Below are 16,259 nucleotides of genomic sequence, written 5' to 3' on the forward strand. Positions count from 1 at the left end.
GGGTCGCACGCGGTTTGCAAAGCATAGTCTGCATCACACCTGACCATACTGCTGGCCATGACGCAGCCACCTGTCGAGCAGCGGGCTGACGTGTTGCGGCCAGCGCTCCAACAGCGCCTGAGCCGCGTCGCGTACGGCCGGTAGCAGGTCTGCGTCGCGCATCAGGTCGGCGACCTTGAACTGCAGAAGGCCCGTTTGTCGGGTACCTAGCATTTCGCCAGGGCCGCGCAGTTCGAGGTCTTTTTCGGCGATGACGAAACCGTCGTTGGTTTCGCGCATGATGCCCAGCCGCTGCCGTCCGATCTGTGAAAGCGGCGGATGGTAGAGCAGCACACAATGACTCACCGCGCTGCCGCGCCCGACGCGGCCGCGCAACTGGTGCAATTGCGCCAGGCCGAGGCGCTCGGGGTTCTCGATGATCATCAGGCTGGAGTTCGGCACGTCGACACCGACTTCGATGACCGTCGTCGCCACCAGCAATTGCAGCGCACCTTGCTTGAACTCGGCCATGATCGCGGCTTTTTCTGCGGGTTTCATGCGCCCGTGAATCAGCCCGACGCGCACATCACCCAACGCGCTGCTCAATTCTTCGTACGTGGTTTCAGCGGCCTTGCAGGTCAGCTCTTCGGATTCTTCGATCAGCGTGCACACCCAGTAGGCCTGGCGACCTTCTGCGCAGGCGGCGCGCACACGCTCCACGACTTCAAGGCGGCGACTGTCGGCAACCAGCACGGTATTGACCGGAGTCCGGCCCGGCGGCAGTTCGTCGAGGATCGAAGTATCCAGGTCGGCGTAGGCACTCATGGCCAGCGTGCGCGGGATCGGTGTGGCGGTCATGATCAATTGATGCGGGCACATCAGGCCACCAACGCCCTTTTTGCGCAGCGCCAAGCGTTGCTGCACGCCGAACCGGTGCTGCTCGTCGATGATCACCAGCGCCAGGTTCTTGAACTGCACTTCGTCCTGAAACAGCGCATGGGTGCCGACCACCATGGGTGTGCCGCCGGCGATCTGCTCCAGAGACGCGACGCGCGCCTTGCCTTTGAGCTTGCCCGCCAGCCATGCCACACCCACGCCCAAGGGCTCAAGCCAGCGCTGGAAGTTGATGTAGTGCTGCTCGGCGAGAATCTCGGTGGGCGCCATCAGCGCCACTTGATAACCCGCTTCCAGTGCCTGCAATGCAGCCAGCGCAGCAACCACGGTCTTGCCCGACCCTACGTCGCCCTGAATCAGCCGCAGCATCGGCTCAGGCTGACTGAGGTCATAGGCGACTTCCTTGCCGACACGCTGCTGCGCGCCGGTGGGGGCAAAGCCGAGGTTGGCGAGAAACTGTTTCGGCAGTTTTTTCGCAACGGGCAATGCCGGTGCGCGCTGTGAACGCAGGCTTTCACGCAGGCGTTGCTGGGAAAGCTGGTGAGTCAGCAGTTCTTCGAAAGCCAGTCGGTGCTGCGCCCAGTGATGCCCGAGGGCCAGCTCCTCCACGTCGGCATCGGCCGGCGGGTGATGCAGGTAACGGATCGCATCATCCAGCGGGGCCAACTGATAATCTCGGGCCAGCTCTTCAGGCAGCCAGTCCGGCAGACTTTTGGGGCCGAGCATGGCCAGGCTTTGCTGGCACAGCTGGCGCAGACGCTGTTGGGTCAGGCCTTCGGTCGTCGGGTAGATCGGCGTGAGGGTCTGTTCGACGGGCGCGGGCTCATCACCGGTAATCGCCCGATATTCCGGGTGATAGATTTCCAGTCCTGAAGCTCCGGGACGCGCTTCGCCGAAGCAACGCAGGTGCGTGCCACGCTTCATGCTTTCTTTCTGGGCGTTGCTGAAATGGTAGAAGCGCAGACTGACGACGCCGGTGCCATCGCCCAGCCGGACCAGCAGGCTGCGGCGCTTGCCCATCACCACATCGGCACCGCTGACCACGCCTTCGATGACGGCATCCTGACCAGGACGCAACGCACCGATCGGTACGATGCGCGTGCGGTCCTGATAACGCAGCGGCAGATGGAACAGCACATCCTGCAGGGTTTCCAGGCCGACCTTGGCCAGCTTTTCTGCCATCGCTTCGCCGACACCCTTGAGCGCCGTGACCGAGACCCTGGAAAGCTCGCTCATTTCTGTTCTGCCTAGCTAGCGACTGTTTTCGGACGTGCCACCGAGCACAGACGTGCAGAGTCAGCGAGGATTTCGATGGCTTTGGGTCTCGGGAAGCTTGCACGCCAGGCGATGGCGACCGTGCGGAAAGGCACGGGCGGCGTCAGCGGGCGGACTTCGATCACGCCGGGCGCGTAGTGGTGGCTGTCGACTGCCGACAGCGGCAGGATCGAAATGCCCAACCCGGAGGCGACCATGTGCCGAATGGTTTCCAGCGAGCTGGACTCTACTGTCGTGTGCTTGGCGCCTTCGTTGCCTTTGCCCAGCGTCGGGCAGGCTTCCAGGACCTGATCACGGAAGCAGTGACCTTCGCCCAGCAATAGCAGGCTCTTGTCGTTGAGCGCCGAGGCATCGATGGTCTCTTTCTGAGTCCAGGGATGGTCGGCCGGCATCAGGACAGAGAACGGTTCGTCGTAAAGCGGCAGGGTCAGCACGTCGGCTTCGTTGAACGGCAAGGCAATGATGACGGCATCCAGCTCACCGTTACGCAGCTTGTCGCGCAGCACATGCGTGAAGTTTTCTTCGATGTACAACGGCATCTGCGGGGCGACCCGGTGCAGTTGCGGGATCAGGTGAGGAAACAGGTAAGGACCGACGGTGTAGATCGCGCCGACTTTCAGCGGGGCGGTCAGCTGGTTCTTGCCGGCCTGGGCCAGTTCGCGAATACCCTGGGCCTGCTCAAGCACTTTCTGCGCCTGTGCAACGATGCCTTCACCGACCGGTGTCAGGCGCACAGCGCTCTTGCTGCGCTCGAAAATGAGCACGCCGAGTTCGTCTTCGAGTTTTTTGACACCCACCGACAGCGTTGGCTGGCTGACATGACAGCGTTCCGCCGCATGGCCAAAGTGCTGCTCCTGGGCGAGCGTAACGATGTAGCGCAATTCTGTAAGAGTCATAACGTGCGTCCATGAAGTTGCGACCCCAGCATAGCGGGTGCAATCGATAGACGCACGTTATCAGAAGTACTTATGAGTAACAAAAGTACAATTCAGCGTTTATCCAGCGAATAAACGAACGGTGCGAGGATTTCAATGGTGCCGTTATTGAGGATTTCCTTAGGCGGCTTGGGCAATGGCTGAGCGCGACGGATCATTTCCATGGTCGCTCGATCCAGCGCCGAGCTGCCTGAACTGTTGGCAATCGAGTAGGACAGCACGTTGCCGTCAGCGTCCACCACGAAGCGCAAACGAGCAACACCCTGCATGCCACGACGGCGTGCATCCTCAGGGTACTTCTTGTACTTGCTCAGATGACCGAGCAAATCACCCTGCCAGTTCGGCAATGCGTTGCTGGGTGGCGAAGGTGCAGGAGCAGGCTTGGGAGCCACCGGCTTTGCCGGTTGCGCCGTGGTCGGCGGTGTATCGACCGGCTTTTCGTCGGCAGGCTTTTCCTTGGGCGGCTCAGGCTTCTTCTGCGGCTTTGGCGGCTGCGGTTTGGGCTTGGGCTTCTCGACCTTCTTGGGCACCACGATTTCCGGCTTCGGCGCCTGCACGACTTCCGGCACCGGTGTCGGCTCCTCCGGGGCTGGCGGCGGAGGCGGCTGAACGACCTTGGGCGGTGGTGGCGGAGCGGGTTCGGGCACTGGCGCAAGTTCGACCATCATGGCGGCCGGTGGCAATTCGACAGGCTGCGGGGCAGGCCAGCGAACGGCAACAATGATTGCGATGGCGTGCACGGCCAGCACCAACAACAGACTACCGCTATAGCGCGTCAGTTTTTGGCGCGTACTGATCATTTCTTACCAGCCGTCTCAAGACCCACCAGACCGACCTTCAGGTAACCCGCACCCCGAAGCGTGTTCATGACCTCCATCAGATCGCCGTAATCCACGCCCTTGTCGGCCTGGAAGAAGATCGTGGTGTCTTTCTTGCCCTTGGTGCGGGCGTCCAGCACCTGGCCGATCTGCTCGCGGGCAACCTTCTCTTCGCCCAGGTACAGGCTCTTGTCGGTTTTCACGCTGAGAAAGATCGGCTTCTCGGGTCTGGGCTGCGGTGTGGCGGTAGACGCTGGCAGATCGACTTTGATGTCTACGGTCGCCAGCGGCGCAGCCACCATGAAGATGATCAGCAGCACCAGCATGACGTCGATGAACGGCGTCACGTTGATTTCATGGTTCTCGGCGAGATCGTCGCCGCCTTCGTTAAGATGCAGGCCCACGTGTTAGCCCACCTTGACCATGTGCGGTTGTTGTTGATTGCGCTCGGACGGCTCTGGCAGATGATCCAGATCGCGGCTGACCAGCAGCAGGACGTGTGCCGAGGCATCGGACACCTGAGCCTTGTAACCGGCGATGGAGCGGGCGAAGACGTTGTAGATCACCACCGCAGGGATCGCCGCGACCAGGCCCAGCGCCGTGGCCAGAAGGGCTTCGGCGATGCCGGGTGCGACCACGGCGAGGTTGGTGGTCTGGGTCTTGGCGATGCCGATGAAGCTGTTCATGATGCCCCATACCGTACCGAACAGACCCACGAACGGCGCAGTCGAACCGATGGTCGCCAGCACGCCGGTGCCCATGCTCATGTTGCGGCCACAGGCGGCGACCAGGCGCTCGAGGCGGAAGCTGACACGCTCCTTGATCCCTTCACGCTCGCGGCTGTTGGCCGACAGACGCATCTCTTCGAGGGCGTCGTGCACCAACAAGTGGGCGAGGGTGCCTTCCGTGCTGGCGGTGGCGCTCGCTTCAGACAGGGAGCGGGCTTTTTTCAGGTTGGCAATTTCGCCGCGCAACCGGCGCTTGGCGCCCAGCAGCTCGAAACCCTTGGAGATCCAGATGGTCCACGTAATGATCGAGGCGATGGCCAGACCGATCATGACCGCTTTGACCACCACGTCGGCATTCTGATACATGCCCCACGGCGACAGGTCATGCGCCATGCCCAGGCTGTTGTCTTCGGCGGCGGGTTCCATGGTCTGCACCGGGGCTGCTGCGTCAGGTGCGGCAGGTGCCGTTGCCGCAGGTGCGGTGGAGGTCGCAGGGGCCGCGGTCGGAGCCGATTGATCCGCGAGTGCCATGGGGACGAACATCAGGCTCAAGACAAGGGCTGCGATACTGCGCCATGCACGAGGCAGGCGAGGCATCTGGGTAGGCGAAGCGATTGATTGAATGCGTTTCATGCTGGCCGGACCTGAGAGGAAAAAAGGGGATGGTTCCAGTGCGTCGCGTGGTGCTGTCGACGCTCACGGGGAACGAATGGGCCGCCATTATTGCAAATCGTTCTTGTTAACAAAAGTAATACAGTATCTTTTTTACATATTCGCCCGAACGCTTGCCTGTCGATGAGCGTTTTTAGGCACGAATGGCTTCGGCTACGAGAAGAAGCCAAGGGAAGCTGCGAAAGCATCGGTTGATCAAATTTGATGCGAGCGTTAACATTGCGCTGTCGACACAGACCGGAACCTTGGCAGCAAGGGGTGTCGATTTCGGTGACTCACGTCACTCCCAGCCAGTGAGCGGGATAAGCAGGCAACTGCAAAAGGACAGGCCGATATTGAGATTCACAAAAAGCCCCGTTGCTTCGTCAACGGGGCTTTTTGCTTTTCGCTATACGGGTTTTCCGGCGTTGCGCATCTCAAGGATGTAGCGAACGTTATGAGGCTTCCCTTTCGGCAGGGTAGACCGACCCCATGTAGCGACTTCATACGCTGAGATAACGCGAAGCTTCAGAAGGTTGGCGGTGTCTTGTGGCTTGCTGATCGAGAAAAAAATCGCATAGTCATGCAGGTCGAGGCAAAAATACCTTTGGCTGTTTTCCGTATAAAACGGAACGGCCAGCCCCTGAAAAAAGCGTTTCTGGATGTACTCCACCAACTGGGTGCTGCAATTGTAGCGCTCGCTGCAAAAGTAACGGCGCTCCCCTCTGTAATGGATGAGGTGGCCATTGCCCTTGTCATCTGTAAAACAGTGCAAACCGAACTCGAATTTGACGGTGACCTGTTCCTGCGCAACGTTAAACACCAGATCAAAAGGCTGAAGGTGCGCCATGGAGAATGTCCGGTCTCCTATTTTTATGTCTTTCCATCGCATGTGAATCTTCGCCAATCCTGTTGAAGGCGCGCATTGTAGCCGCGTGATTTGCGCTTAACACGGGGTCGTCTGAAAATGCTCGAACCCCAGGTTCGGGAACGACGAGTCACCAGCGTGATCGCATAGGGGCACAGCGCTGGATGCTTACATCTGTTTACAGCTTTGTTTCGAGTGTCGCGTTTCGATGAGCGTTTTTAACGATACTGACACCGCCTTTTCTGGAGATACCGAATGACTGCACCTTCGCTTCTGATCGCCGGCTGTGGCGACATTGGTTCGCGACTCGCTACTCGCCTGCTGCCTCACGGCTGGACCGTGCATGGGCTGCGGCGCACTGTTTCCGAGCTTCCTGCCGGTGTTCACGGTGTGGCGGGCGATCTGTTCAAGACGCCCAAACCTGCCCAGTGGCCTGATGCGGCACTGGACTATGTGGTGTATTGCGCGACCCCCTCGCAGCGTGACGAAGCGGGTTACCGGATGGCTTACGTCGAGGGCCTGCGTAATGTGTTGAGCTGGCTCGAGCAGACCGGGCAGCGGCCAAAGCGCTTGATCTTCGTTTCAAGCAGCGGTGTCTACGGTCAGCAGGATGGGGAGTGGGTGGATGAAACCTCCGCCACCGAGCCCGGCAACTACACCGGCACGGTGATGCTGGAAGCCGAGCAGGTCGCGCTGAACAGCGGGTTTCCGGCCACGGCGGTAAGACTGACCGGTATTTACGGCCCAGGTCGCAGTGACTTGTCGAACCGTGTCCGTCAGGGGCACAGCGTGAGGATCGATCCGCCGGTCTACGCCAATCGCATTCATGCCGACGATGCGGCCGGTCTGCTGGAGCACGTGCTGCTGGCGGATCAACGCGGCGTTGCGCTGGAGAGTTGCTACCTGGGCGTCGACGACGATCCGGCCGCGCTGGCCGATGTGGTGGCGTGGATCCGTGCGTATCTGGGGGTGACCGAATGGTCGGAGGAGGTCAGCGTGCAGCGCGTGGGCAGCAAGCGTTGCAGTAATGCCAGGGCGCGGGCATTAGGATGGTCGCCGATTTACCCTGACTATAAAGCAGGTTATGCGGCTTTGCTGGGCTAAAACAGCGGTCGATCAGGAGCGCTGTGAAGGGCGCTCCTGATGCCTGAATCGCTTACTGCTGTTCGAGCAACCAGCGACGTGGGCCGGGACGCAGCTCGGGCATCTGGTCCGCGCCGGCGTTGTTCACAGCCTGGAATATCTCCAGCTGCTTGCCTTTGCGGGCGAAAATCCACGGGTTGCCTTTCTCGGCTTTCTCCAGCCACATGCTGTCGTATTCGCCGCTCATGGCGGCACAATCGCCTGCCAGGCAGAGCGCGTAACGATCGTTTTCCGGAAGCCCCTGCACACTGCCATCAGGCATGAATTGCACAGTGCTGCCCTGACCGTCACCCTCGACGACCGTCCACTTGCCGCCCATGTAGGCGCCATATAGAGCTTTCTCGAAGCTGCTGCCTGGCTGAGCGCCGTCCGGGGCCGGATCTTCGGGCTTCTGGAAGTGCTGTTCAGGGCCTGACTCGCTGGCCGCCTGGACCAGTTCGTCACCCTTGACGCTCAGGTCTTCGAAGAAGTTGCCGTAGAAGTCGACGTGCAGCTTGCCTTCGGCAGCGCTGACAATTTTGCCTTCGCCCAACTCGAAGCCATTGGAGTAAATGGCCTGGTTGGCCTTGGAGTTGATTTTCCACTCCAGGTTGGGACCGTTGGCGAGCAGGGCCTGACGCAAGTTGCCTTGCTTGACGGCGGCGTCGATGGCGGTCTGGTTGATCCACGTGCCGTCCGGATTGCGGTCGGCGTGGCTGGCGCAGCCGCCTAGAATGACGGCGAGCAGCGAGATGGCGAGCGCGGAGCGCATAACGGATTCCTTCCTTCAGGGAGAACGGAGCGCAAGGCGCGCTCCGTCGGGGATTTATTCGATGACGAGAATCGCGTCCATTTCAACCTGGGCGCCACGCGGCAAGGCCGCAACGCCGATAGCTGCGCGGGCCGGATAAGGCTGAGTGAAGTAGGCGCTCATCAGCTCGTTGACCTTGGCAAAGTGGCCCAGATCGGTCAGAAAGATGTTCAGTTTGACGATGTCCTTGAAAGATCCGCCCGCTGCTTCGGCAACCGACTTGAGGTTTTCGAAAACCTGAGTGATCTGGGCTTCGATGCCCTCGACCAGTTCCATGGTGCTCGGGTCCAACGGGATCTGTCCGGACATGTAGACGGTATTGCCAGCTTTGATGGCCTGTGAGTAAGGGCCGATGGCCGCAGGGGCTTTATCGCTGGTGATGACAGTCTTGGTCATGAGAACTCCTGATAATGGGATGGCCTACGCGCGCATCCGGGTGATGCGTGTGACACCGGTCAGGGCGCGCAGTTTCTTGATCACACGAGCCAGGTGCACGCGATCGTGCACGCTGACCACCAGTTGGACCACGCTGATGCGACCATCGCGTTCGTCCATGCTGATTTTTTCGATATTGCCGTCCGCCGCGTTGACGCTGCTGGCCAGCAGCGCGATCAGGCCGCGCTGATGCTCGAGTTCGACACGCAGCTCGACGTTGAATTCGCCCGTCACGTCCTTGGCCCAGGACAGCTGGATACATTTTTCCGGGTTGTGGCGGATTTCGCTGATGTTGCGGCAGTTGTCCAGGTGTACAACCATGCCCTTGCCTGCAGACAGGTGGCCGACAATCGGGTCGCCCGGGATTGGTGTACAGCATTTGGCGTAGCTGAGCACCAGACCTTCGGTGCCACGAATCGCCAGCGGGCCTTCAGGGCTTGGCAACTGATCGCCTTCGCCCAGCAGGCGGCGGGCAACGACATAAGCCATGCGATTACCCAGGCCGATGTCTTCGAGCAGGTCTTCCAGCACTTCGACCCGGTATTCGTTGAGCACCAGTTGAATGCGCTCCTGACCGATCTTGTCGAGGTTGCATTCAAAGCCGTTGAGCACCTTGTTCAGCAGGCGCTCGCCCAGATTGATCGACTCGGAGCGGCGTTGCAGCTTGAGCGCGTGACGAATGTGGGTGCGCGCCTTGCCGGTGACGACGAAGTTCAGCCAGGCCGGATTCGGACGTGCGCCGGGGGCGCTGACAATCTCGACGGTCGAGCCACTTTGCAGCGGTTCGGAAAGCGGCGCCAGTCGGCGGTTGATCCGGCAGGCAATGCAGCTGTTGCCGACATCGGTGTGTACCGCGTAGGCGAAATCCACCGCTGTGGAGCCTTTGGGCAGCTCCATGATTCGGCCTTTGGGCGTGAAAACGTAAACCTCGTCCGGGAACAGATCGATCTTGACGCTTTCGATGAATTCCAGGGAGTTGCCAGCACGCTGCTGCATTTCCAGCACGCCCTTGACCCACTGTCGGGCTCGAGCATGAGTGCCCTTGGGCTGCTCGTCGTCGCTGGATTTGTATAGCCAGTGCGCTGCGATGCCGTTGTTGGCCATTTCTTCCATTTCGCGAGTGCGAATCTGGATCTCGATAGGCACGCCATGCATACCGAACAAGGTGGTATGCAGGGACTGATAGCCGTTGGCCTTTGGGATCGCGATGTAATCCTTGAAGCGACCGGGCAGTGGCTTGTACAAATTATGTACAGCGCCGAGCACGCGATAGCAGGTGTCGACCTTGTCGACGATGATGCGGAACGCGTAGACATCCATGATCTCGTTGAAGGCGCGACGCTTGCCGCGCATCTTCTTGTAGATGCCATACAGATGTTTCTGCCGCCCACTGACGTCGCCTTCGATGCCATCGACGGCCAGGCAATGACTCAGGGACTCTTCGATCTTGTTGACCAGTTCCTTGCGATTGCCCCTGGCGCGCTTGACCGCCTGGTTGATTCGCGAGGAGCGCATCGGGTACATCGCCTTGAAGCCCAGGTCCTCGAATTCGATGCGCACACTGTGCATGCCCAGGCGATTGGCGATGGGGGCATAGATTTCGAGGGTTTCCTTGGCGATGCGCCGGCGCTTTTCGCCGGACAGGACTTCCAGCGTGCGCATGTTGTGCAGGCGATCGGCGAGCTTGACCAGGATGACGCGAATGTCGCGCGCCATGGCCATGGCCATTTTCTGGAAGTTTTCCGCCTGGGCTTCGGCCTTGGTCTCGAAATTCATCTGGGTCAGTTTGCTGACCCCGTCGACCAGTTCCGCGACGGTCTCGCCAAATTGGGCGCTGAGCGCTTCCTTGGCAATTCCGGTGTCTTCGATGACGTCATGCAGCATCGCAGCCATCAGGCTCTGATGGTCCATGTGCATGTCGGCAAGAATGTTCGCCACCGCAAGAGGATGGGTGACGTAGGCTTCACCGCTGCGACGGCGTTGGCCATCGTGGGCTTGTTCGGCGTAGAAATACGCCCGGCGGACCAGATTGACCTGGTCCTTGCCGAGGTAGGCCGACAGTCTGTCGGCGAGGGCGTCTATGCTCGGCAAGGCGCTACCCCTTGCCAATGGCTTTTACCCTGCGCCGTACTACGTCGACCTGGCATAGGCTTAGACGGCCTCGTTGGACTCGTCCTCGAACGCTGCGAACAATGGCTCATCTTCAACGATTTCAGCTTCTGCGATTACAGAGTAATCCATTACGCCAGCCGCGATTTCACGCAGGGCCATAACGGTAGGCTTGTCGTTTTCCCAGGCCAGCTTTGGTTCTTTGCCGCCGGTTGCCAGTTGACGGGCACGCTTGGTAGAGAGCATGACCAGCTCAAAGCGGTTATCCACGTGTTCTAGGCAGTCTTCAACGGTTACGCGGGCCATGGGTATTCCTCGTAGCAAATGCGGATGCGCGATGCCCGGATGGGCGAGCGGACTCGGTAGTTTACAAGCGGACAGCACCAGTCATCAAGCGGCATGCCACCAACGGCATGTTTTTAACCTGTTGCCTGATGTCTGGAAACGTTTCGATCAAGCCAGCAACTCCTGAAAAAGCTCGCTGTATTGCTCTTGCTGGTGCTGTTGAGTCAGGCGGTTGGCGCGGAAAATCGCCTTGAGGTCTTCCAGCGCGCCGGCAAAGTCGTCATTGACCACGACGTACTCATACTCGTTGTAGTGGCTCATTTCGCTGACCGCTTCACGCATCCGCGCTTCGATGATCTCGTCGCTGTCCTGGCCGCGATTGGTCAGGCGCTGGCGCAAGGCCTGCTGGGTCGGCGGCAAAATGAAGATGGAGCGGGCCTGCGGCATCTGCGCACGAACCTGACGCGCACCCTGCCAGTCGATTTCCAGAATCAGGTCGTGGCCTTCGTCCAGCGTCTGCTGCAGGTGGCTCTGCGACGTGCCGTACAGGTTGCCGAAGACCTCGGCCTGCTCGAGAAAGTCGCCGTGCTCGATCATGCTCAGGAACGTGGCACGATCGACGAAGTTGTAGTTCACACCGTCCACTTCGCCTGGGCGCATGGCGCGCGTGGTGTGCGAGACAGAGACGCGAATCTTTGCCTGCGCGCCGTGCTGAGGCTCTTGCTGAGCGTCCATCAGCGCCTTGACCAGGCTGGTCTTGCCCGCGCCGGACGGAGCGGAAATGATGTACAGGGTGCCAGTGATATGGGTCATGTCAGGTTTAGCCTTACTCAATATTCTGCACTTGCTCACGCATCTGCTCGATCAACACTTTAAGGTTGACGGCAGCCTGCGTGCTGCGTGGGTCAAAGGCCTTGGAGCCCAGTGTATTCGCTTCGCGGTTAAGCTCTTGCATCAGGAAATCAAGACGGCGTCCTGCCTGGCCGCCAGCCTTGAGTACGCGACGCACTTCAGTGACGTGGGTGCTGAGGCGGTCCAGTTCTTCGGCGACATCGCTTTTCTGTGCCAGCAGGACCATTTCCTGCTCCAGGCGCTGAGGGTCGAGTTCGGCTTTCATGTCGGCAAAGCGATCGAGCACCTTCTGCCGCTGGGTTGCGAGCATCTGTGGCACCAGCGTGCGCAAGGTGGCGACTTCTTCGACGATGGAGGACAGACGCTCGTCGAGCAGCCGCGCCAGATCTGCGCCTTCGCGTCCGCGCCCGCTTTTCAATTCGGTCAGCGCATCATTGAACAGTTTCAGGGCCTCGGTGTTCAACACCTGCGGATCGTTGGCATCGGCGACCAGCACGCCCGGCCATGCCAGCACCTCGAGCGGGTTCAATGCAGCGGGCTGTTTGATCAAGCCGGCAACCGACTCGGCTGCGGCGATCAATTGGCCTGCGCGTTCAAGGTCCACCTGCAGCGGCTTGCCGGCGGTTTCTTCGACAAAGCGCAATGTGCACTCGACCTTGCCGCGCGACAGGCCCTGACGCAGCGCTTCGCGAATCGCGCCTTCCAGATCGCGGAACGACTCCGGCAGGCGCAGGTGTGGCTCAAGATAGCGGTGGTTGACCGAGCGCAGTTCCCAGCTCAGTGTGCCCTGGGCACCGGCCCGCTCTACTCGGGCAAAGGCAGTCATGCTGTGCACCATGGGAAATACCTCTTGGTTCGCTTTCAAAGCGTGGTTCGGTTCATGAACGCGCAGAAGTGGCGGTCATGGGCGTCGTGAAAGCCGGCTGGCTGTAGAGGCGCAGGATTGTAGCGCAGTGCAGCGCAGGCTCCCAATCCGACAGTGTGACAAGTGACGCAAGGCGTTGTTTTGACCGACATCTGCGCGTCGAAAGCCTTGATTCAGGGCCTTCTGTTTGCGCCGGATCGGCATTGGCGGCTTTTAGAGATGCCCAGCGGCAGCTGTGGCCTCTATAATGCCCAGCAGTTTTCCGTCTCAGTACAGGTATCCCAGATGAAACGTCCAAGTGGTCGCGCCGCCGATCAGCTCCGCTCGATCCGCATCACCCGCAACTACACCAAACACGCCGAGGGTTCTGTACTGGTCGAGTTTGGTGATACCAAGGTGATTTGCACCGTCAGCGTCGAAAACGGCGTGCCACGCTTTCTCAAAGGGCAGGGCCAGGGTTGGCTGACCGCCGAATACGGCATGCTGCCACGCGCTACCGGCGAGCGTAATCAGCGCGAAGCCAGCCGCGGCAAGCAGGGTGGTCGTACACTCGAAATCCAGCGCCTGATCGGTCGTTCGCTGCGCGCTGCGCTGGACATGTCCAAGCTGGGCGACGTCACCTTGTACGTCGACTGCGATGTTATTCAGGCTGACGGTGGCACTCGTACGGCTTCTATTACCGGTGCGATGGTTGCTCTGGCAGATGCGCTGAAGGTGATCAAGAAGCGCGGCGGCCTGAAAGGCGGCGACCCGCTCAAGCAGATGATCGCGGCCGTTTCGGTCGGCATGTATCAGGGTGAGCCGGTGCTCGACCTGGACTACCTCGAAGACTCGGCTGCCGAAACCGACCTGAACGTGGTCATGACCAGTGCAGGCGGTTTCATTGAAGTTCAGGGCACTGCCGAAGGCGCGCCATTCCAGCCTGAAGAGCTGAACGCGATGCTCGCGCTGGCGCAGAAGGGCATGACCGAGTTGTTTGAATTGCAGCGCGCCGCGTTGGCCGACTGATACCCAGAAGGGGTCCGATAATGAGTGACAGCTTGCAACCGTTCAGCAAACCGCCGCAAAGCGCTCGCCAGTGGGCGATGTTCTGTCACTTGTCGGCGTTTGCCGGACTCATGTTTCCGTTCGGCAATCTGCTGGGCCCGCTGATTATCTGGCAGTTGAAGAAAGATTCCGATCCGTTTATCGACGCGCAAGGCAAGGAAGCGCTGAATTTTCAGATCACGGTCGCCATTGCGGCCACCGTCAGCATGCTGCTGGTGCTGCTCATCATCGGCTTTGCGTTACTGACGCTGGTGGGGATCGGTGCCGCAGTGCTGGCGATCATTGCCGGGATAAAAGCCAATGACGGCGTCGATTATCGCTATCCGTTCACCTTGCGCCTGATCAAGTAGCATCACTTCAGGCAACGCAAAAAGCCGACTTCAAGTCGGCTTTTTCGTGTTCGCTGCCTTGCCTGGCTATCAGATAGTCAGGGTCCAGTCGTAATCCACGATCAACGGCGCATGCTGCGAGAAGCGCGGCTGGCGTGGCAGACGGGCGCTGCGCACGAAGCGGCGCAGGCCTGGGGTCAGGATCTGATAATCGAAGCGCCAACCCAGATTCAGCATCTCGGCCTGCTCGTTGTCCGGCCACCAGCTGTACTGGTCACCTTCACGGCTGACTTCACGCAGGGCATCGACGTAGCCCATGGTGCCGACGATCTCGTCCATCCAGGCGCGCTCGGGCGCGAGGAAGCCGGGTGACTGCTGGCTGTCGCGCCAGTTTTTGATATCGAGCTTCTGCTGCGCCACATAGAGCGATCCGCAGTAGATGTATTCGCGACGCTTGCGGCGCTGCTTGTCCATGTACTTGCCGAAATCGTCCATGAGCTTGAATTTCTGATTCAGGTCTTCATCGCCATTCATCCCCGACGGAAAGAGCAGGGTAGCGATACTGACCTTGTCGAAATCTGCTTGCAGGTAGCGCCCGTAGCGGTCGGCTGTCTCGAAGCCGAGGCCGCTGATTACCGCCTTCGGCTGCAACCGCGAATACAGCGCCACACCACCCTGAGCGGGAACCTCGGCTTCGCAGGCATAGAGGAAGTAACCATCCAGCTGAAAGGCTGGATCGTCCAGTTCAAAGGTGGAGGCGCGGGTGTCCTGTAAGCAGATGACGTCGGCATTCTGAGCTTGCAGCCAGCTGAGCAAACCACGCTCGACCGCAGCCTGAATGCCATTTACGTTCACACTGATGATCCGCATAAATGGCCCCAAAAATCACGTGCGTGTATGATACCCGAGCTCTACCTAATTAGCTAAATCCGTGGTATTCGGAGCTTTTTTCATGCAAGCGTATCAACGCGATTTCATTCGTTTTGCCATCGATCGCGGTGTTCTGCGCTTCGGTGAGTTCACTCTAAAGTCCGGGCGCACCAGCCCGTACTTCTTCAATGCCGGGCTGTTCAACACCGGTTCCGCACTGGCACAACTGGGGCGTTTCTACGCAGCAGCCGTGGTTGAAAGCGGTATTGCCTTCGACGTTCTGTTCGGTCCGGCCTACAAGGGCATTCCGCTCGCGTCGGCCACTGCTGTGGCGTTGGCCGAGCATCATGACCGTGATCTGCCGTGGTGTTTCAACCGCAAGGAAGCCAAGGCGCACGGCGAGGGCGGCAGTCTGGTGGGCTCCCCGCTGGCGGGTAATGTGCTGATTATCGACGACGTGATCACTGCGGGCACTGCGATCCGTGAGGTCATGCAGATCATCAAGGACCAGAACGCGACAGCTGCGGGCGTGCTGATCGCGCTCAATCGTCAGGAGCGGGGCAATGGCGAGCTGTCGGCAATTCAGGAAGTCGAGCGTGACTTCGGGATTCCGGTGGTGAGTATCGTGTCGCTGAATCAGGTACTCGAGTTCCTGGCCGACGATCCGCAGCTCAAGCAGCATCTGCCTGCCGTCGAAGCCTATCGCGCGCAATTCGGAATCTGAGGACGTGCCTATGGCGGTCGGCGGCAGGTCTTTGGGATCGGTTTCAGACGCGCTGAGCGTTTTTCGGGCCTTGCTGGCTGTCGTCATGCTTGCGCCCATGCTCGCCCAAGCGGCCGACGCACCTGAGCCACGGCTTTATCGCTACGTCGACAGCCGCGGGGTGACAGTGATCGACACGCAAGGCGTGCCGCCCGACTACGTTGCCAAAGGCTATGAAGTACTCAACAGCCGTGGCCGGGTGGTTCAGGTCGTACCACCTGCGCCTACGGCTGAGCAGATTCGCCAGTCCGATGCGGACAAACGTCAGGCCGCCGCCGATGCACAGCTGCTGAGCCTGTACAGCAGCGTCGCTGAAGTGGACCGCATGAAGGCCCGCAAACTGGCCGAGCTGGACGCGCTGGTTGGCGTTGCCCAAGGCAATATTCAGGGGCTGGCGGCGCAGCAGCGCAGTCTGCAAGGCCAGGCCGCCGACCTTGAGCGCGCAGGGCGTCCGGTTCAACAAGCACTTGTCGATCAATTGAACGACCTGCGCGATCAGCAGCAGAAACTGCAGGCCGATATCGCCGGGTATCAGGCCGCACGGGTAAAGGCCGAAGCAGACTTCGCCGTCGATCGCGCCCGCGTCCAGCGGCTGACTCAATGACCGGACACTATCGTCATGC

18 protein-coding genes are annotated in these 16,259 nt (G+C 60.0%); 5 read left to right on the forward strand and 13 right to left on the reverse strand.

The genetic code is table 11. The annotated features are described in order from the left end of the window. Positions 1 to 33: 33 nt before the first annotated feature. The 6 genes from recG to JOE29_RS23530 all read right to left on the reverse strand — a co-directional run bounded on the left by recG (position 34) and on the right by JOE29_RS23530 (position 6,130). Positions 34 to 2,109 (reverse strand): ATP-dependent DNA helicase RecG, encoded by a 2,076-nt coding sequence (recG, locus tag JOE29_RS23505; RefSeq protein ID WP_003425918.1) that lies wholly within the window; start codon positions 2,107 to 2,109, stop codon positions 34 to 36. 11 nt (positions 2,110 to 2,120) lie between these two features. Beyond that, on the reverse strand, positions 2,121 to 3,044 hold the full coding sequence (locus JOE29_RS23510; protein ID WP_002551493.1) for a hydrogen peroxide-inducible genes activator: 924 nt from the start codon (positions 3,042 to 3,044) through the stop codon (positions 2,121 to 2,123). Positions 3,045 to 3,136: 92 nt separating this feature from the next. Beyond that, positions 3,137 to 3,883: an energy transducer TonB gene (locus tag JOE29_RS23515; RefSeq protein ID WP_003313979.1), complete on the reverse strand. Its 747-nt coding sequence runs from the start codon at positions 3,881 to 3,883 to the stop codon at positions 3,137 to 3,139. Continuing rightward, on the reverse strand, positions 3,880 to 4,305 hold the full coding sequence (exbD, locus tag JOE29_RS23520) for a TonB system transport protein ExbD (RefSeq protein WP_002551495.1): 426 nt from the start codon (positions 4,303 to 4,305) through the stop codon (positions 3,880 to 3,882). The genes JOE29_RS23515 and exbD overlap by 4 nt, the downstream gene beginning before the upstream one ends. Before the next feature lie 3 nt (positions 4,306 to 4,308). Then, positions 4,309 to 5,262, reverse strand: coding sequence for a tonB-system energizer ExbB (gene exbB, locus JOE29_RS23525; protein ID WP_099315427.1), 954 nt, complete (start codon positions 5,260 to 5,262; stop codon positions 4,309 to 4,311). A 427-nt stretch (positions 5,263 to 5,689) separates the two neighbouring features. Continuing rightward, on the reverse strand, positions 5,690 to 6,130 hold the full coding sequence (locus JOE29_RS23530; protein WP_024684047.1) for a hypothetical protein: 441 nt from the start codon (positions 6,128 to 6,130) through the stop codon (positions 5,690 to 5,692). A 273-nt stretch (positions 6,131 to 6,403) separates the two neighbouring features. On the opposite strand from JOE29_RS23530, the gene JOE29_RS23535 reads away from it, so the two are divergent. Then, positions 6,404 to 7,252, forward strand: a complete 849-nt coding sequence (locus JOE29_RS23535; protein ID WP_074953791.1) for an SDR family oxidoreductase — start codon at positions 6,404 to 6,406, stop codon at positions 7,250 to 7,252. A gap of 52 nt (positions 7,253 to 7,304) precedes the next feature. On the opposite strand, the gene JOE29_RS23540 is transcribed toward JOE29_RS23535, so the two are convergent. The 6 genes from JOE29_RS23540 to JOE29_RS23565 all read right to left on the reverse strand — a co-directional run bounded on the left by JOE29_RS23540 (position 7,305) and on the right by JOE29_RS23565 (position 12,600). Beyond that, positions 7,305 to 8,042 carry a lipoprotein gene (locus tag JOE29_RS23540; protein WP_003313983.1) on the reverse strand — a complete coding sequence of 246 codons (738 nt, stop codon included), beginning with the start codon at positions 8,040 to 8,042 and terminating at the stop codon, positions 7,305 to 7,307. A 54-nt stretch (positions 8,043 to 8,096) separates the two neighbouring features. Continuing rightward, positions 8,097 to 8,477, reverse strand: coding sequence for a RidA family protein (locus tag JOE29_RS23545; RefSeq protein ID WP_003313984.1), 381 nt, complete (start codon positions 8,475 to 8,477; stop codon positions 8,097 to 8,099). A 24-nt stretch (positions 8,478 to 8,501) separates the two neighbouring features. Further along, on the reverse strand, positions 8,502 to 10,607 hold the full coding sequence (gene spoT / locus JOE29_RS23550) for a bifunctional GTP diphosphokinase/guanosine-3',5'-bis pyrophosphate 3'-pyrophosphohydrolase (protein ID WP_003313985.1): 2,106 nt from the start codon (positions 10,605 to 10,607) through the stop codon (positions 8,502 to 8,504). Positions 10,608 to 10,667: 60 nt separating this feature from the next. After that, a complete protein-coding gene (gene rpoZ, locus JOE29_RS23555; protein WP_003320174.1) occupies positions 10,668 to 10,931 on the reverse strand; it encodes a DNA-directed RNA polymerase subunit omega in 264 nt (87 codons plus the stop codon). 147 nt (positions 10,932 to 11,078) lie between these two features. Continuing rightward, on the reverse strand, positions 11,079 to 11,723 hold the full coding sequence (gmk, locus tag JOE29_RS23560; protein ID WP_003344442.1) for a guanylate kinase: 645 nt from the start codon (positions 11,721 to 11,723) through the stop codon (positions 11,079 to 11,081). Between the two features lie 13 nt (positions 11,724 to 11,736). After that, on the reverse strand, positions 11,737 to 12,600 hold the full coding sequence (locus JOE29_RS23565; protein WP_003344441.1) for a YicC/YloC family endoribonuclease: 864 nt from the start codon (positions 12,598 to 12,600) through the stop codon (positions 11,737 to 11,739). Between the two features lie 312 nt (positions 12,601 to 12,912). Here JOE29_RS23565 and rph point away from each other — a divergent pair, with 312 nt between their 5' ends. Both rph and JOE29_RS23575 read left to right on the forward strand, forming a co-directional pair. Further along, positions 12,913 to 13,635, forward strand: a complete 723-nt coding sequence (gene rph / locus JOE29_RS23570; protein WP_003313989.1) for a ribonuclease PH — start codon at positions 12,913 to 12,915, stop codon at positions 13,633 to 13,635. A 20-nt stretch (positions 13,636 to 13,655) separates the two neighbouring features. Continuing rightward, positions 13,656 to 14,024, forward strand: a complete 369-nt coding sequence (locus tag JOE29_RS23575; RefSeq protein WP_003313990.1) for a DUF4870 domain-containing protein — start codon at positions 13,656 to 13,658, stop codon at positions 14,022 to 14,024. A 69-nt stretch (positions 14,025 to 14,093) separates the two neighbouring features. Here JOE29_RS23575 and JOE29_RS23580 read toward each other — a convergent pair whose 3' ends face one another. Further along, the gene (locus JOE29_RS23580; RefSeq protein ID WP_002551505.1) at positions 14,094 to 14,873 is read right to left on the reverse strand and encodes an exodeoxyribonuclease III; all 780 of its coding nucleotides are present in this window, start codon (positions 14,871 to 14,873) and stop codon (positions 14,094 to 14,096) included. A gap of 82 nt (positions 14,874 to 14,955) precedes the next feature. Here JOE29_RS23580 and pyrE point away from each other — a divergent pair, with 82 nt between their 5' ends. Then, positions 14,956 to 15,597, forward strand: coding sequence for an orotate phosphoribosyltransferase (gene pyrE, locus JOE29_RS23585; RefSeq protein WP_003313993.1), 642 nt, complete (start codon positions 14,956 to 14,958; stop codon positions 15,595 to 15,597). A 10-nt stretch (positions 15,598 to 15,607) separates the two neighbouring features. Then, positions 15,608 to 16,240, forward strand: coding sequence for a DUF4124 domain-containing protein (locus JOE29_RS23590; RefSeq protein WP_210080035.1), 633 nt, complete (start codon positions 15,608 to 15,610; stop codon positions 16,238 to 16,240). Positions 16,241 to 16,259: the final 19 nt, after the last annotated feature.

The organism is Pseudomonas sp. PvP009 (assembly GCF_017832995.1).
Taxonomy (GTDB): Bacteria; Pseudomonadota; Gammaproteobacteria; order Pseudomonadales; family Pseudomonadaceae; genus Aquipseudomonas; species Aquipseudomonas syringae.

What these genes read in the sequence shown, in the direction of transcription:
- rph (WP_003313989.1), top strand. Translation starts at nt 12,913, where the DNA reads ATGAAACGTCCAAGTGGTCGCGCCGCCGATCAGCTCCGCTCGATCCGC.
- JOE29_RS23545 (WP_003313984.1), bottom strand. Translation starts at nt 8,477, where the DNA reads ATGACCAAGACTGTCATCACCAGCGATAAAGCCCCTGCGGCCATCGGC.
- JOE29_RS23515 (WP_003313979.1), bottom strand. Translation starts at nt 3,883, where the DNA reads ATGATCAGTACGCGCCAAAAACTGACGCGCTATAGCGGTAGTCTGTTG.
- gmk (WP_003344442.1), bottom strand. Translation starts at nt 11,723, where the DNA reads ATGACCCATATCACTGGCACCCTGTACATCATTTCCGCTCCGTCCGGC.
- pyrE (WP_003313993.1), top strand. Translation starts at nt 14,956, where the DNA reads ATGCAAGCGTATCAACGCGATTTCATTCGTTTTGCCATCGATCGCGGT.
- rpoZ (WP_003320174.1), bottom strand. Translation starts at nt 10,931, where the DNA reads ATGGCCCGCGTAACCGTTGAAGACTGCCTAGAACACGTGGATAACCGC.
- JOE29_RS23530 (WP_024684047.1), bottom strand. Translation starts at nt 6,130, where the DNA reads ATGGCGCACCTTCAGCCTTTTGATCTGGTGTTTAACGTTGCGCAGGAA.
- exbB (WP_099315427.1), bottom strand. Translation starts at nt 5,262, where the DNA reads ATGAAACGCATTCAATCAATCGCTTCGCCTACCCAGATGCCTCGCCTG.
- JOE29_RS23565 (WP_003344441.1), bottom strand. Translation starts at nt 12,600, where the DNA reads ATGGTGCACAGCATGACTGCCTTTGCCCGAGTAGAGCGGGCCGGTGCC.
- JOE29_RS23535 (WP_074953791.1), top strand. Translation starts at nt 6,404, where the DNA reads ATGACTGCACCTTCGCTTCTGATCGCCGGCTGTGGCGACATTGGTTCG.
- JOE29_RS23510 (WP_002551493.1), bottom strand. Translation starts at nt 3,044, where the DNA reads ATGACTCTTACAGAATTGCGCTACATCGTTACGCTCGCCCAGGAGCAG.
- JOE29_RS23575 (WP_003313990.1), top strand. Translation starts at nt 13,656, where the DNA reads ATGAGTGACAGCTTGCAACCGTTCAGCAAACCGCCGCAAAGCGCTCGC.
- JOE29_RS23540 (WP_003313983.1), bottom strand. Translation starts at nt 8,042, where the DNA reads ATGCGCTCCGCGCTCGCCATCTCGCTGCTCGCCGTCATTCTAGGCGGC.
- recG (WP_003425918.1), bottom strand. Translation starts at nt 2,109, where the DNA reads ATGAGCGAGCTTTCCAGGGTCTCGGTCACGGCGCTCAAGGGTGTCGGC.
- JOE29_RS23580 (WP_002551505.1), bottom strand. Translation starts at nt 14,873, where the DNA reads ATGCGGATCATCAGTGTGAACGTAAATGGCATTCAGGCTGCGGTCGAG.
- JOE29_RS23590 (WP_210080035.1), top strand. Translation starts at nt 15,608, where the DNA reads ATGGCGGTCGGCGGCAGGTCTTTGGGATCGGTTTCAGACGCGCTGAGC.